At 65.5% G+C, this 13,920-nt stretch carries 11 protein-coding genes; 4 read left to right on the forward strand and 7 right to left on the reverse strand.

Annotated elements, in window-relative coordinates:
- Both J5837_RS12090 and J5837_RS12095 read right to left on the reverse strand, forming a co-directional pair.
- The coding region (locus J5837_RS12090; protein ID WP_210537030.1) for a hypothetical protein at positions 1 to 187 on the reverse strand (187 nt) is incomplete at its 3' end.
- 149 nt (positions 188 to 336) lie between these two features.
- The gene (locus J5837_RS12095; RefSeq protein WP_210537031.1) at positions 337 to 1,512 is read right to left on the reverse strand and encodes a thiolase family protein; all 1,176 of its coding nucleotides are present in this window, start codon (positions 1,510 to 1,512) and stop codon (positions 337 to 339) included.
- 423 nt (positions 1,513 to 1,935) lie between these two features.
- Between J5837_RS12095 and J5837_RS12100 the strand changes: the two genes are divergently transcribed.
- On the forward strand, positions 1,936 to 4,593 hold the full coding sequence (locus J5837_RS12100) for a S8 family serine peptidase (RefSeq protein WP_342345542.1): 2,658 nt from the start codon (positions 1,936 to 1,938) through the stop codon (positions 4,591 to 4,593).
- Positions 4,594 to 4,649: 56 nt separating this feature from the next.
- Here the strand turns inward: J5837_RS12100 and acnA are convergent, their stop codons facing one another.
- Entirely contained in the window at positions 4,650 to 7,412 is a 2,763-nt protein-coding gene (acnA, locus tag J5837_RS12105; RefSeq protein ID WP_210537033.1) for an aconitate hydratase AcnA, read from the reverse strand.
- A gap of 169 nt (positions 7,413 to 7,581) precedes the next feature.
- Between acnA and J5837_RS12110 the strand changes: the two genes are divergently transcribed.
- Genes J5837_RS12110 through acnB form a run of 3 tightly spaced genes read left to right on the forward strand, consistent with a single transcriptional unit; the run spans position 7,582 to position 10,806 of the window.
- Positions 7,582 to 7,782: an AbrB/MazE/SpoVT family DNA-binding domain-containing protein gene (locus J5837_RS12110; protein ID WP_210537034.1), complete on the forward strand. Its 201-nt coding sequence runs from the start codon at positions 7,582 to 7,584 to the stop codon at positions 7,780 to 7,782.
- Entirely contained in the window at positions 7,779 to 8,180 is a 402-nt protein-coding gene (locus tag J5837_RS12115; RefSeq protein WP_210537035.1) for a type II toxin-antitoxin system VapC family toxin, read from the forward strand. The genes J5837_RS12110 and J5837_RS12115 overlap by 4 nt, the downstream gene beginning before the upstream one ends.
- A 34-nt stretch (positions 8,181 to 8,214) precedes the next feature.
- Positions 8,215 to 10,806, forward strand: coding sequence for a bifunctional aconitate hydratase 2/2-methylisocitrate dehydratase (gene acnB, locus J5837_RS12120; protein ID WP_210537036.1), 2,592 nt, complete (start codon positions 8,215 to 8,217; stop codon positions 10,804 to 10,806).
- 130 nt (positions 10,807 to 10,936) lie between these two features.
- Here acnB and J5837_RS12125 read toward each other — a convergent pair whose 3' ends face one another.
- From J5837_RS12125 to J5837_RS12140, 4 genes are all read right to left on the reverse strand, one after another.
- On the reverse strand, positions 10,937 to 11,404 hold the full coding sequence (locus tag J5837_RS12125; RefSeq protein ID WP_210537037.1) for an REP-associated tyrosine transposase: 468 nt from the start codon (positions 11,402 to 11,404) through the stop codon (positions 10,937 to 10,939).
- A 160-nt stretch (positions 11,405 to 11,564) separates the two neighbouring features.
- On the reverse strand, positions 11,565 to 12,176 hold the full coding sequence (gene hflD, locus J5837_RS12130; protein WP_210537038.1) for a high frequency lysogenization protein HflD: 612 nt from the start codon (positions 12,174 to 12,176) through the stop codon (positions 11,565 to 11,567).
- Positions 12,173 to 13,288, reverse strand: a complete 1,116-nt coding sequence (gene mnmA, locus J5837_RS12135; protein WP_210537039.1) for a tRNA 2-thiouridine(34) synthase MnmA — start codon at positions 13,286 to 13,288, stop codon at positions 12,173 to 12,175. The genes hflD and mnmA overlap by 4 nt, the downstream gene beginning before the upstream one ends.
- A 112-nt stretch (positions 13,289 to 13,400) precedes the next feature.
- Complete coding sequence (locus tag J5837_RS12140) at positions 13,401 to 13,865, reverse strand: NUDIX hydrolase (protein ID WP_210537040.1); 465 nt, start codon at positions 13,863 to 13,865, stop codon at positions 13,401 to 13,403.
- Between the last annotated feature and the right edge of the window lie 55 nt (positions 13,866 to 13,920).

Here is a 13,920-nt window from a genome sequence, read left to right on the forward strand (position 1 = left end):
CCGGAGCAGCGGCGTCGGCGGCGGCAGCGGCGGCGTCGGCGGCAGCCTGGGCGTCGGCGGCCGGGGCAGCGGCTTCAGCAGCCGGAGCAGCGGCGTCGGCAGCCGGAGCGGCTTCTTCGGCCGGCTTCGAGCACGCAGCCAGGGCAGCGGCCAGGGCCAGCGCGATCAGTGCCTTGTTCATGGTCATTTTTGCAGTTCCTCGTCGTTAAGTGGCAACGCGCTATTGCGCGCCGCGAATAATGATGACGACCCGGTTTCGACTGTCAAGCGATTCCGTATTCATATTTGTGAATAAAACGGAAAACTCAGAAGCCGTTCAGGAAGCCGGGTCGGAGATCAAACCAGTTCGACCGCAATCGCCGTGGCCTCGCCGCCGCCGATGCACAGCGAAGCCACGCCCTTCTTGAGGCCGCGCTTGCGCAGGGCATTGATCAGGGTCACCACCAAGCGGGCGCCCGAGGCGCCGATCGGATGGCCCAGTGCGCAGGCGCCGCCGTTGACGTTGACCTTGGCGTGGGGAATGCCCAATTCCTTGATCGGCGCCATCGCGACCACGGCGAACGCTTCGTTGATCTCGAACAGGTCGACGTCCTCGACCTTCCAGCCGACCTGCTTCAACAGCTTGTCGATCGCGGCGACCGGCGCGGTGGTGAACCATTCGGGCTGGTGCGAAAAGGTGGCATGGCCGACGATCTTCGCCAGCGGCTTCAGTCCGCGCTTCGCCGCTTCTTCGGCGCTCAGCAGTACGGTGGCGGCGGCACCATCGGAGATGCTCGACGAGCTGGCGGCGGTGACCGTGCCATCCTTCTTGAACGCGGGCTTCAGCGTCGGGATCTTCGAGATGTCCGACTTGCCCGGCTGTTCGTCGCTGGCGAATTCCACGTCGCCCTTGCGGGTGGCCACGGTCACCGGGACGATTTCGCCTTCGAAACCGCCCGATTGCTGAGCGGCCTGGGCGCGCTTGACCGATTCCACGGCGAACGCGTCCTGGTCTTCGCGGGTGAAGCCGAACTTGGCCACGGTGGCCTCGGCGAATACGCCCATGGCTTGGCCGTCGTAGGGGTTGGTCAGGCCGTCCCACGCCATGTGGTCGATGGCCTGGAAGTTGCCGTAACGGTTGCCGGTGCGCGAATTCGGGATCAGGTGCGGCGCGTTGGTCATCGATTCCATGCCGCCGGCGACGACGACGCTGGCCGAGCCGGCCTTGATCAGGTCGTGGCCGAACATGATCGCCTTCATGCCCGAACCGCAGACCTTGTTGATGGTGGTGCAACCGGCGGCGTCGGGGATGCCCGCCGCGCGCGAAGCCTGGCGCGCGGGCGCTTGGCCCAGGCCGGCCGGCAGCACGCAGCCCATGATCACTTCCGAGACATCGGCGCCGGAGACGCCCGACTGTTCCAGTGCCGCGCGGATCGCGGTCGCGCCGAGGGTCGGGGTGGGCACGCCGGTGAACTGGCCGAGGAAGGAACCGATTGGCGTGCGCTTGGCAGCGACGATGACGACGTCGGACATGGGGGCATGCTCCTGTTGAACTGGCCTGAGATTGGCGCGCATTATCGCGCAGCGGATCGGTTTGGGGGAAACGGTGGGGTCCGGCTCCGCATTCCCGGCAGCGGTGGATTGCGATGTTTCCTTGAATGCGCACGTGGGGAGAGCATGCACATAGGATTTGGCCCGATGGTTATTGGCAAATGGATTGCGGTTTCGGCGCTGGTGCTCGCATTGGCTGCGTGTGGGGGCGGAGGCGGGGGTGGGGCGGTAAGGAGCCCGCCGCCACCGTCGTCGCCTCCGCCTACGTCACCGCCCCCCGTTTCGCCGAACCCGTACCGGGCACCTGAACGCACGGGCGATGCGGCCAGACCGTATATCAACGATCACCTGTTCTGGACGCAAACTGACGCCGCGCATGCTAACGGCATCACGGGGAGCGGTGTCGTGGTGGGGGTGGTCGATTCGGGCGTAAACCACGACCATCCTGCTTTGCAGGGCCGGGTTACCAATCTGACCTATGTTCCGTCGCCGCCGAACAACCTGACAGTGGACGACGTTGTCGGCCATGGCACGGCGGTCGCGCAAGTCATTGCCGGCAAGGCGTTTGGTCAATGGCCCGGTGGCATCGCCCCGGATGCGGGGATCGTCTCGGCGCGCATCATCTGGGACAAGAGCCCTGAAGACGATGGTTCGGGCGAAGGCAATCCAGTCGATACCGCAGAGCAGCCGATGGGTCTCGGACTTCAGCCGGTCCATGACGATCTCATCGCGCATGGCGCGAAAATCATGAACAACTCGTGGGGCGGCCTTTACTGGAGGAACCCGCAAAGCACGACGCTGATTGCGCAGGAGTATTCGCGCTTCGTCAACGAAAACGGCGGGCTGGTCGTGTTCGCCACCGGCAACGAAGGCCGCAGTAATCCGCACGACATGGCAGCGTTGCCAAGTCAGCAGGGACCAAATGGTGTACTGACGGCGGCGTATCTTGAAAAAGGTTGGCTTGCAGTGACCGCACTGGACGTGGTCGATCACAATCTACTCGCCAGCTATGCCAACGCCTGTGGCATCGCAATGCACTATTGTCTGGCCGCTTCGGGCTCCGTGGCGGTGACAGGAACTAACGATACTCCGGGCAACCCGACCTACTGGTCCTGGACTGGCACTTCGTTGGCTGCGCCCCAGGTATCGGGCGCGGCGGCACTGGTATGGCAGCAGTTCCCGTACTTGACCAACGGACAGATTAGGCAGGTGTTGCTGGGGACGGCGGATGACCTGGGGGTGCTCGGTGTCGACCCGGTTTTTGGTTATGGGCGGCTGAATGTTGCCAGGGCGCTCAAAGGGCCGGCAAGGTTCGATTGGGGCGATTTCATCGCAGATTTCGATGGCGTCACTTCGACATGGAGCAACAGCATTTCCGGCGACGGGGGGCTGATCAAGCGCGGCAACGGCACCTTGGAATTGACCGCCCCCCAGTACTCGTACGCGGGGGGCACTCGTGTCGAGGCAGGCACTTTGCGCGTCAGTGGCTCGCATCTGTATTCCGGCGCTCCGGCCGGGAAGGCCAGCATAAACATCGCCGATGGCGCTCTCCTGGCCGGATATGCCAGCCTCAATGCCAATGTCCAGAATTCCGGCACCATCCTGCCGGATTACGAGAGCGTCACGATGGACATCAACGGCAATTACCATCAGACCGCCAGCGGTCATCTCGGCGTGATGCTAGGCGGCACCTGGTTGGAAATTCATGGCAATGCCATCATCGACGGAGGCACGGTGCGAGTGATGGGCACCGCACCGACCCGCTATTACGGTGCTCCGATGGAGCAGACGGTCATGCGAGTTATCCAGGGCAGCCTAACCGGCGCGTTCTCCGGTGTGGATGCGGCTCCTGGATTGTTCGTCGATGCAACGCTCAGGTACAGTGATGACAGCAACAGTGTTTACCCTGCGTATTCGGTGCATCTGAATGTGACACGCCTCGACGTGGCAGTAGCGGCGGCATCGTTGCCGCATGCAACCTCGGCCGATATCACTTCGGCAAAACGCGTCGAAGCTGCGTTCAAAACCGTTGACTCACAACTGGGTGGAAGTGGAGGCGTCATCTCAGACGGTTTTCTAGACAGCGCGGGCAGGTTCCAGTCTGCTGGCAGTGCGCAACAGGCGCTAGCCTCGTTGCGTAGTCTCTCCGGCGAATCGCATGCCGTGGCCGACGCAGCGGGCCTCGATAATCTCGAAGCCAACCGCCGCGCCCTGTCGGCCCGCTTCGGCGAACTCGCTGGGCAATCGACGCCGCGAGGCAACTGGTACCGCCCGCTCGGGCAGCCAGGACAAGGTGGTTCGGCGCTGGGGCAATTCCAGAACGACGGCTGGCTGATGGGCAGCGATCAGCAACTGGGCGCGAATACGGTGGCAGGCTTCGCCTTCGGCGAGACCGATACCGATGGTTTCCTCGGCTACGACCGCAGCCGCGAGCGGCAAACCCAGGCCCGGTTCTATGTGGGTACCGCGCGCGGCAGGGTGTACGCGTTGGGGCAGTTCGGGGCGGGGCGATACGAGCGGCAACTGCGTCGCACGTTGCTGCTGGGCGACCGCGCCGACAGGGTCGCGACCGACTATGCCGGCAACTTCACCACGGCGAACCTCGAGGCCGGTTATCGCTTCGGCGGCGCGGACAAGTCGTGGGTGCCTTACGCCGGTGTCGATTACGCGCGCCTGGATCGCGATGGTTTCATCGAAAACGGCGCCGCCGGCTTCGGCCTGAAGACCCACGACAGCATCGCCGAGCGCACGCTGGCGGTCGCCGGCCTGCGTGCCGAACGCGCGTGGACGACCGGCTCCGGCATGGGGTGGACCCTGCGCGGCTATGCGGAATGGCAACGCACGTTGTCCGAAAACGGCTTGCTGGCGCAGGCGAGCTTCGTCGGTGCGGATTCGTGGTCGCCGCTGTACGGCGAAGGCTTCTCGCGTTCCTCCGGCCTGCTCGGCCTGGGAATCGATGCCGCATTGTCGCGCCACGCGATGTTGTCGCTGGGCTGCGACCAGCGCTTCGGTTCGTTCTTCGACGACCGGCAGTGGTCGGCGAAGTTGCGTTACGGATTCTGACGGCGACAAATGCGACTCGATGGGAGCGGGCAGGGCCCGCTCCCATCGACAGGGAATCAGGCGGCCTTCCTCGCGGCCAGCTGGCGCAGCACGTAATGCAGCAGGCCGCCGTGGCGGAAGTATTCGACTTCCTTCGGCGTCAGCAGCAACACCTTCGCGCTGAACCGCACTTCGCGGCCATCGGCGCGACGCGCGCTGACCGTGGCGACCTTCGAGGCGCCGTCGTCCAGTCCGGTGATGTCGAAGACCTCCGAGCCGTCCAGGCCCAGCGAAGCCGCGTTCTGTCCATCGAGGAACTGCAACGGCAATACGCCCATGCCGACCAGGTTGGCGCGATGGATGCGCTCGAAGCTTTCGGCGATCACCGCCTTCACCCCCAGCAGCATCGTGCCCTTGGCCGCCCAGTCGCGCGACGAGCCGGTGCCGTATTCCTTGCCGGCGACGACCACCAGTGGCACGCCGCCGGCCTTGTACTTCATCGCAGCGTCGTAGATCGACATCTTCTCGGGCGGCTGCGCGCCGAAATACAGCGTGTTGCCGCCTTCCTCGCCGCCGAACATCAGGTTCTTGATGCGGATGTTGGCGAAGGTGCCGCGCACCATCACGTCATCGTTGCCGCGGCGGCTGCCGTAGCTGTTGAAGTCGGCCGGCTGCACGCCGCGCGCGACCAGGAAGCGGCCCGCCGGGGAATCCTTCTTGATGTTGCCCGCCGGGGAGATGTGGTCGGTGGTGATCGAGTCGCCGAACAGGCCCAGCACGCGCGCGCCGTGGATGTCGGCGATGCTGCCGATGGTCATGGTCATGCCGTCGAAGTACGGCGGGTTCTTGATGTAGGTCGAGGTTCCGTCCCACGCGTAGCGTTCGCCGTCGGGCGAGGCGATGGTGTTCCAGCGCGTGTCGCCCTTGAAGACGTCGGCGTAGTTCTGCGCGAACAGCTCCGGCCCGACCGTCGCGGCGATGATGTCGCCGATGTCCTTGTTCGACGGCCAGATGTCGCGCAGGTACACCGGCTGGCCGGCGGTATCGTGTCCGATCGGGTCGCGGGTCAGGTCGATGTTGACCGTGCCGGCGATGGCGTAGGCCACCACCAGCGGCGGCGAGGCCAGGTAGTTGGCCTTCACTTCCGGATGCACGCGGCCTTCGAAGTTGCGGTTGCCCGACAGCACCGAGGCGACCACCAGTTCGTTCTCGGCGATGCCCTTCGACACTTCGTCCGGCAGCGGGCCGGAGTTGCCGATGCAGGTGGTGCAGCCATAGCCGACGACGTAGAAGCCGAGCTTCTCCAGATCGTCCAGCACGTCGGCCTTCTTCAGGTAGTCGGTGACCACGCGCGAGCCCGGGCCGAGCGAAGTCTTCACCCACGGCGCGGCCTTCAGTCCACGAGCGACCGCGTTGCGCGCCAGCAGGCCGGCGCCGAGCATCACCGCCGGGTTGGATGTGTTGGTGCAGGAGGTGATGGCGGCGATGACCACCGAACCGTCGGACAGTTCGGCGTCCTGCTCGTTGATGCGGATCCTGGAGATCGGGTTCGCGGCCAGGTGTTCGGCCTGCGGCTGGTCGCCGCCTTCGCCGTTGAGCTCCTCGATCGCGCAGCCGACGCCCTTGGGCTTGCGGTTGGCGACCAGCGGGCCGAGGTTGTCGCGGAAATTGGCATGCACGTCTTCGAGCAGGACACGGTCCTGCGGACGCTTGGGGCCGGCCAGCGACGGCTTCACCGTGGCCATGTCCAGTTCCAGCACGCTGCTGTATTCGGCGTGCGGCGAATCCGGCGTATGCCACAGGCCCTGCGCCTTGGCGTAGGCCTCGACCAGGGCGATCTGCGCGTCGCTGCGGCCGGACAGGCGCAGGTAATTCAACGCCTCCGCATCGATCGGGAAGATGCCGCAGGTGGCGCCGTATTCCGGAGCCATGTTGCCGATGGTCGCGCGGTCGGCCAGCGGCAGGTGTTGCAGGCCGTCGCCGTAGAACTCGACGAACTTGCCGACCACGCCGTGCTTGCGCAGCATCTGGGTGACGGTCAGCACCAGGTCGGTGGCGGTGCTGCCCTCGGGCAGCTTGCCGGTCAGCCTGAAGCCGACCACCTGCGGAATCAGCATCGACGAAGGCTGGCCGAGCATCGCCGCTTCCGCTTCGATGCCGCCGACGCCCCAGCCGAGCACGCCGATGCCGTTGATCATCGTGGTGTGCGAGTCGGTGCCGAACACCGTGTCGGGGTAGGCGAGGGTTTCGCCGTCCTTCTCCACGGCCATGACCACGCGGGCCAGGTTTTCCAGGTTGACCTGGTGGACGATGCCGGTGTTCGGCGGCACCACCTTGAAGTTGCCGAACGCCTTCTGGCCCCAGCGCAGGAAGGCGTAACGTTCCCGGTTGCGTTCGAATTCGATCTTGCCGTTGAGGTCCAGCGCGTCCGGCCGGCCGAACACGTCGACCTGCACCGAGTGGTCGATGACCAGCTCAGACGGAATCAGGGGGTTGATCACCTCGGCATCGCCGCCCAGCTTGACCACCGCGTCGCGCATCGCCGCCAGGTCGACCACGCAGGGCACGCCAGTGAAGTCCTGCAGCACCACGCGGGCGGGCATGAAGGCGATTTCGGTGTCCGGCTCCTTCTTCGCATCCCACCGGGCGACCGCCTCGATGTGCTCCGGGCCGACGGTCTGGCCGCCGTCCTCGTTCCGGAGCAGGTTCTCCAGCAGGATCTTCATCGAATAGGGCAGGCGGGAGATGTCGAACTTCTGGCCCAGCTTGGGCAGGCTGAAGTAGGCATAGGCCTTGCCGCCGACCTCCAGTCGGCTGCGGGTGGCGAAGGAATCGTTCATCGGAAGCTCCTTGGCTGGGGGAAGGCAGTTTCATTATCCGCCAGTGCCCGTGACATGCGTCTGCGACCTTGGTGGCGGCGCGCCCATTGTCTCGCCACGGGCAGCGGCCGGATTGAGTATGCCCGGAAAAGTATGTATCATCTCTGCATACCCAAAAGGGCATGCAGAGATGGAAGCGACCGTCGCCGAACGTGGCCAGATCACCCTGCCGAAGGCCGTGCGCGATGCGCTGGGCCTGACCAAGGGCAGCGTGCTGAAAGTCGAGCTGGACGGCAGCCGCATCGTCCTGCGCAAGAACGTCGACGACGCCATCTCCCGCGTGCGCGGCAAGTTCGCCCTCGACGCGAGCGAGGCCGGCAAGGGCAAATGATCGCCGTCGAAGCCCCCGTCCTTGTCGAGTTGCTGACCGATGGCCCGCGCGCCGATGCGGTGGAAGCCTGCCTGCGCCAGTGCCTGGGCAGCGGACGCGTGGTGCTATGCGATGCAACCCTGGCCGAATTGTGCTCCGCCCTGCGCAACGGCGCCGACGCGCTGGCCGCGCTCGAGGAAATGGGCGTGCATTTCAGCGCGATCGAAGCCAAGTCGGCGTTGCGCGCCGGCGAAATGCAGCGCCGGCATCGCCAGCGCGGCGGTCCGGCGCGGCCCATCGCCGATTTCCTGGTCGGCGCACACGCACTAATGCAGTGCGACGGCCTGGTCACCTTCGACACCGCCTTCCACCGCGACTACTTCAAGGGCCTGAAGTTGATCGTGCCCGCCACCGAATAACCGCATTCCCATCCATAGAACGACCGGAGCCACCATGTTGCAAGCCTATCGCCAGCACGTCGCCGAGCGCGCCGCCCTCGGCATTCCGCCGTTGCCGCTGACCGCGCAGCAGACCGCCGACGTGATCGAACTGCTGAAGAATCCGCCGGCCGGCGAGGAGGCCTTCCTGGTCGACCTGATCAGCCACCGCGTCCCGGCCGGCGTCGACGACGCGGCCAAGGTCAAGGCCTCGTATCTCGCCGCGGTCGCCTTCGGCACCGAGAAGACCCCGCTGCTTTCGCGCGAGAAAGCCACCGAGCTGCTCGGCACCATGCTCGGCGGCTACAACGTGCATCCGCTGATCGAACTGCTGGACGACGCGACCGTCGGCGCCATCGCCGCGAACGGGCTGAAGCACACCCTGCTGGTGTTCGACGCGTTCCACGACGTCGAAGAGAAGGCCAAGGCAGGCAACGCCAATGCGCAGGCCGTGCTGAAGAGCTGGGCCGAAGCCGAATGGTTCACCAGCAAGCCGGAAGTACCGGCTTCGCTGACCGTCACCGTGTTCAAGGTGCCGGGCGAGACCAACACCGACGACCTGTCGCCGGCGCCCGACGCGACCACCCGCCCCGACATCCCGATGCACGCGCTGGCGATGCTGAAGAACAAGCGTCCCGACGCGCCGTTCGTGCCGGAAGAAGACGGCAAGCGCGGCCCGATCCAGGAGATCCTCAAGCTCAAGGACAAGGGCCACATCGTCGCCTACGTCGGCGACGTGGTCGGCACCGGTTCCTCGCGCAAGTCGGCGACCAACTCCGTGCTGTGGTGGACCGGCGAGGACATCCCGTTCATCCCCAACAAGCGCTTCGGCGGCGTGACCCTGGGTTCGAAGATCGCGCCGATCTTCTACAACACCATGGAAGACGCCGGCTCGCTGCCGATCGAACTCGACGTGTCGAAGATGGACCACGGCGACGTGGTCGAGCTGCGCGTGTACGACGGCAAGGCGCTGAAGAACGGCGAAGTGATCGCCGAGTTCGCGCTGAAATCCGATGTGCTGCTGGACGAAGTCCGCGCCGGCGGCCGCATCCCGCTGATCATCGGCCGCGGCCTGACCGCCAAGGCGCGCGAATCGCTGGGCCTGCCGGCCACCGATCTGTTCCGCCTGCCGGTGCAGCCGGCCGACACCGGCAAGGGTTTCTCGCTTGCGCAGAAGATGGTCGGCCGCGCCTGCGGCCTGGCGGAAGGCAAGGGCATGCGCCCAGGCACCTATTGCGAGCCGAAGATGACCTCGGTCGGGTCGCAGGACACCACCGGCCCGATGACCCGAGACGAACTGAAGGACCTGGCCTGCCTCGGCTTCAGCGCCGATCTGGTGATGCAGTCGTTCTGCCACACCGCGGCCTATCCGAAGCCGGTCGACGTGAAGACCCACCATACGCTTCCGGAGTTCATTTCCACCCGCGGCGGCATTTCCCTGCGCCCCGGCGACGGCGTGATCCACTCGTGGCTCAACCGCATGCTGCTGCCCGATACCGTCGGCACCGGCGGCGACTCGCACACGCGCTTCCCGGTGGGCATCTCGTTCCCGGCCGGCTCGGGCCTGGTCGCGTTCGCCGCCGCCACCGGCGTGATGCCGCTGGATATGCCGGAAAGCGTGCTGGTGCGCTTCAAGGGCCAGATGCAGCCGGGCGTGACCCTGCGCGACCTGGTCAACGCGATTCCGCTGTACGCGATCAAGCAGGGTCTGCTGACCGTGGCCAAGCAGGGCAAGAAGAACATCTTCTCCGGGCGCATCCTGGAGATCGAGGGCCTGCCGGACCTGAAGGTGGAACAGGCGTTCGAGCTGTCCGATGCCTCGGCCGAACGTTCCGCCGCCGGTTGCACCGTGCGCCTGAACAAGGAGCCGATCATCGAATACCTCAACAGCAACATCACCCTGTTGAAGTGGATGATCGCCGAGGGCTACGCCGATGCGCGTTCGCTGGCGCGCCGCATCCAGAAGATGGAAGCGTGGCTGGCCGACCCGCAATTGCTGGAACCGGATGCCGACGCCGAATACGCCGCGGTCATCGAGATCGACCTGGCCGACGTGCACGAACCGATCGTGGCCTGTCCGAACGACCCGGACGACGTGAAGACCCTGTCCGAAGTGGCCGGCGCCAAGATCGACGAAGTGTTCATCGGTTCGTGCATGACCAACATCGGCCACTTCCGCGCCGCGGCCAAGCTGCTGGAAGGCAAGCGCGACATCCCGACCCGCCTGTGGGTCGCGCCGCCGACCAAGATGGACGCGTCCGAACTGACCAAGGAAGGCCACTACGGCACCTTCGGCACCGCAGGCGCGCGCATGGAAATGCCCGGTTGCTCGCTGTGCATGGGCAACCAGGCGCAGGTGCGCGAGGGCGCCACCGTCATGTCGACCAGCACGCGCAACTTCCCCAACCGGCTGGGCCGCAACTCCAACGTGTACCTCGGCTCGGCGGAGCTGGCGGCGATCTGCTCGCGCCTGGGCCGCATCCCGACCAAGGAGGAGTACATGGCCGACATCGGCGTGATCAACGCGAACGGCGACAAGATCTACCGCTACATGAACTTCGACCAGATCGAGGACTACAAGGAAGTGGCGGACAAGGTCGCGGCCTGATCCGCAGTCCTGCAAGTTGCAACGAAAAAGCCCGGCATTGCCGGGCTTTTTTGCTTTTGTAGAGTCGAGCTTGCTCGACTGCTCTTGATTCTTTGCCCGCTGGCTGAAAAGCAGTCGAGCAAGCTCGACTCTACAACAGATCGGCGGAGCAGGTGATCGAGCGGGCCCACCAATACGGATGGTCCTCGATACGTTTCACCATTCCGGCTCGCACCGGGTTGGCGATGATATATCTGGCTTGGGCAATCAGGTCTTCGTCGGAACGCAATCGGTGTTCGTAGTAACCTCTTTGCCAGAGCGGTCCAGCGCCGCCTGTCAGCAATCTGATAGCGCGAGCGCTGCGCGACTTGAATCTTTGCATTGCTGTTCCGATGGGGCCGTCTAGCAGTTGGAATAGCCAGTGCAGGTGGTCCGGCATCAATGCCCAGGCTTCCGAACGGATGAATCCTTCCGCTTCCAGGGCTTCGATTTCGCCGCGAACGACTTCTGCGATCGCAGGATTGGAGAAAAACGATTCCCGCCCGTGCGATACGGCGGTAATGGCGTACCAGGCCAAAGGCTGGGAGTGGCGGCCGATCAGAAGGCGGGGACTGGGCATGCCCCCGATTTTGAGTGTCCGATTCCAAGTGCGTCATCGGAAAGTTCCGAATCGGTGGTAGGAATCCGGCTTTCGTAGAGTCGAGCTTGCTCGACTGCCCCTGCCTTTGCCGCGGCCCGTTCGAAAAGCAGTCGAGCAAGCTCGACTCTACGAAAGCAGGTCAACCGCGCAGCCGGCCTTCGACCGCTTCGCGCATCGCCCGGCGCGAAAGCATGAAGTCCCAGTAGCTGCCGCCGAGCTGCCGCCACAGCACCGCGGAGCGCACCGCGGCCAGCAGCAAGGCACGGATTTCGGCGACCACGGCCGGTTGCGCGAGGTAATGCGGATTGCCTTGCACCATCACCTTCGGCCTTAGCTGGCTAAGGGTTTCGGCGTACAGGCCACCGAGCGCGTTGAGCACGTCGGGATGCGCGCTGTCGGCTTCGGCGCGCGGTGCGATGCGGGCGATGCCGTCGCCGACCGCCCTGACCATGTCGGGTTGGCTGGCAAAGCGCCGTTCCAGCTGCAGCACGGACAGGGCCAGGCGCAACAGTGCGTCGTCCCGGGTTTGTTTGTCGAAGTATTCGCGCAGCACTCGCAGACCGGGAGCCAGCGCGCCGCTGCGGCCGTACACGGCCTCGGTGCTGGGCGCATCGATGCGGAACACGCTGTCCAGCACGGTCTTCGCCGCGGAAGGATCGGATTGGCCGTGCTCGGCGATGCGGCGCACCTGCGCCAGCGACTGGACGAGGCCGGCCAGGGCCAGCACTCGGTCTGGAAACGAAGGATTCATGCGGCGCGGTGGGTCAATTTCTGTTCGAGTGGAGCATCGGTGCGTTCGATCACGGCGCCGCCCAGGCAGACCTCACCGTCGTACAGCACCAGCGATTGTCCGGGCGTCACCGCGCGTTGCGCCCGGGCGAAGCGCACGGAAAGGGTGCCGTCGTCGTTGACGGTCACGTTGCAGGCTTCGTCGGGTTGGCGGTAGCGGGTCTGCGCGGTGCATTCGAACTGCCGCGCCGGCGGCGCTCCGGCAATCCAGTGCGCGGTTTCCGACCACAACTGCATCGATTGCAGCCAAGGTCCGTTGGTGTCCTGGTCGACGTACAGCACGTTGTTGGCCACATCCTTGCCGACCACGTACCACGGCGCCGCGGCGCGGCCGCGCACGCCGCCGATGTTCAGACCCTCGCGCTGGCCCAGGGTGAAGAAGAACACGCCCGGATGCGTGCCGATCACCTGGCCTTGCGGGTCGCGCATTTCGCCTTGCTTGGCCGGCAGGTACTGGCCGAGGAACTCGCGGAAGTCGCGTTCGCCGATGAAGCAGATGCCGGTGGAATCCTTCTTGTCGTGCACCGGCAGGCCGGCGTCCTTCGCCACGCGCCGCAGGTCGGATTTCTGCATGCCGCCGATCGGGAACAGGGTCGCCGACAGCTGCGCCTGGCCCAGCTGGTGCAGGAAATAGCTCTGGTCCTTGCCGCGGTCGGCGCCGCGCAGCAGCAGCCAGCGACCGCCGCTTTCGGCGACCTGCGCATAGTGGCCGGTGGCAATCTTTTCCGCGCCGAGCTCGCGCGCCGCGTCGAGGAAATGCTTGAACTTGACCTCGCGGTTGCACAGCACGTCGGGGTTCGGCGTGCGCCCGGCCGCGTACTCGGCGAGGAAATGCTCGAACACGCCCGCCCAGTATTCGGACGAGAAATCGCGGAAGTGGAACGGGATGCCGAGCCTGCCGCACACCGCCACTGCGTCCCTGCGGTCTTCCTCGGCACGGCACTCGCCGCTGCCGTCGTCGGCCCAGTTCTGCATGAACAGGCCCGCGACCGATTCGCCGGCTTCGACCAGCTTCAACGCGGCGACGGAGGAATCCACGCCGCCAGACATGCCCACGACAATCCGGGCGCTCATGAGGCGACGTGCCCCTGGTTGCTGCCGACGCGATTACTGCATGGCACGAACTCACCTCCCCTGCTTGCGGGGGAGGATGGGAGGGGGACGCCGACGATGACCCGCCGCATACTCATGCCAGCTGTTGCAACAGCGACAGCGGATTGCGCCGGCCGGCGAGGAAATCGGCCACCGTCCGCCAGACCAGCGGACTGCGGTGGCGATGGCTTTCCTGTTGCAGTTCGGCCGGGGTCAGCCACAGCGCCCGCTGGATGCCGTCGTCCAGCTTGCGGTCGGCATCGTGGCGCAACGGCTCGGCGGCGAAGGCGAAACGCAGGTAATGGCGCCCGCTTTCTTGCGCTTTCCACTGATAGGCGCCGATGAACCCGGTCAGGTTCACGTCCCAGCCGGTTTCCTCGCGGGTCTCGCGCAACGCGGCTTCGAACAGGCTTTCGTCCGGCTCCAGGTGCCCGGCGGGCTGGTTCAGGACCAGGCGCTGGCTGGCGAATTCCTCGACCATCAGCAGCTTGCCGTCGCGCGCGACCACCGTGGCCACGGTCACGTCCGGTTGCCAGAAGCGGCCCTCGCGGTAGCTCATGCGCGGCCTCCGCGGCGGGCAACGGGCTTGAAAGCGGCCGTGGCGGGCGTCATCT

The sequence above is a fragment of the Pseudoxanthomonas helianthi genome (assembly GCF_017939625.1).
Lineage (GTDB): Bacteria > Pseudomonadota > Gammaproteobacteria > Xanthomonadales > Xanthomonadaceae > Pseudoxanthomonas_A > Pseudoxanthomonas_A helianthi.